Raw genomic sequence first — 1,298 nt, 5'->3', positions numbered from 1 at the left:
TGCAATCCATCACTGGCGACGTAAATCTCACAGTCGCACTGCGAAAGATAGGCTTCCAAAAGCTCTACATTCGTGGGGTGGTCGTCCGCTATGAGAATTTTGCTTTTTTGACTCATTATCCCCCTCGTAGTAGTGGTTTTGCTTCATGCCGGAATGTCTGGCCACCCAACGGCCTGGGAACCGAGGGTCGGTGTGTGGCATATCGGCTCATTATACCCGCTGGGGATTCCTGCCGAGAGAGATCTTCTTCTGCCCGATGGTTGTTGAGAGCGGCTGGTGGCCGCCGTTTCCCGCCCGGGGGAACCGTCTGCCGTGTCGCCCCCGGGTGAGCGGGCTGATTCATCCGCATTTCGGGCCGTGCCAAATTCCCGATGTGCGGTCGGACAATTCACGCATTGCCCCTCCGACGTCGGAGGGACCCGCTCGTCGGGTCCGCCGGGCAACGTTCGACGAGCCATTCCCTCGCACCGGGCACGACGAGCGTGCCCCTCCGAAAAAATTTTCGGAGGGACGTGCTTATCAGGTCTGCATGCCGCTGATGGCACGGTAGGCGCAATTCGTGAATTGGCCTCACCGAAGCGATGGCTTTAGATTCCGACAGATTCTTCCCAAAAAAAGGCTGGGTCAGCTACCCCGACACAAAACACGAAACGGCCCACTGCATGGCAGCGGAACTTACAGCCATAACAGGAGTCGCCCGCCCAGCATATCCGGAATGGCCTTCCGAGCAAGCTTCTCGATCAATCGTGGCGTGTAGCGGATACTGAAATGGGAGGCGATGATCAGCTCGTTCTGAAACCGATCTCGCCGCGCCACGAGGTCGTCGATATGCACATGGCCAAATTTCCGAATTTTTTCCCCGCGGTGGTGGGGTGACAGAAAGGTTACCTCCATGATGAGCACCTCCACCCGGTACAGGTCGGGATACTCGTCCAGGACATCCACGCGTGTGTCGCCGAGGTAGGCGACTCGGGGAAGGCGGATTTCGTTGGTGACCTCCACGCCGCTGAGACGCAGATCGCGGATCTTTTCGCCGGGCAGGCCGTGATACTCGGGTTTCAGTTTTTTTCGGCGCTCCCAGACGATAAATCCCAGGGACGGCACGGTGTGCTGGGTGGGAACCGTCGTGACAACGAGTTCCCGGGAAAGCTCGAATTCCTGGCCCGGCGCTGCGGGAACAAGCTGGCAGGGGAGACGGCCCCGATCCAGCCGCCCGACGACGTGGAGGAGTTTTTCCACCAGGGGAACAGCCTGCTCCGGCAGGTAAATGGTGGGCGGCTCCATCTTCATCATTCGCC

1 protein-coding gene is annotated in these 1,298 nt (G+C 59.2%); it reads right to left on the bottom strand.

Annotated features, from left to right (window positions below; translation table 11 throughout):
- Positions 1 to 675 precede the first annotated feature (675 nt).
- On the bottom strand, positions 676 to 1,298 hold a 623-nt coding region (locus tag H5U08_RS19110; RefSeq protein ID WP_297036855.1), incomplete at its 5' end, for an MBL fold metallo-hydrolase.

The sequence above is a fragment of the Thermogutta sp. genome (assembly GCF_014359955.1).
GTDB lineage: Bacteria > Planctomycetota > Planctomycetia > Pirellulales > Thermoguttaceae > Thermogutta.
Note: the sequence above shows the minus strand (reverse complement) of the source record. Positions and strands in the feature narration are given on the sequence as shown.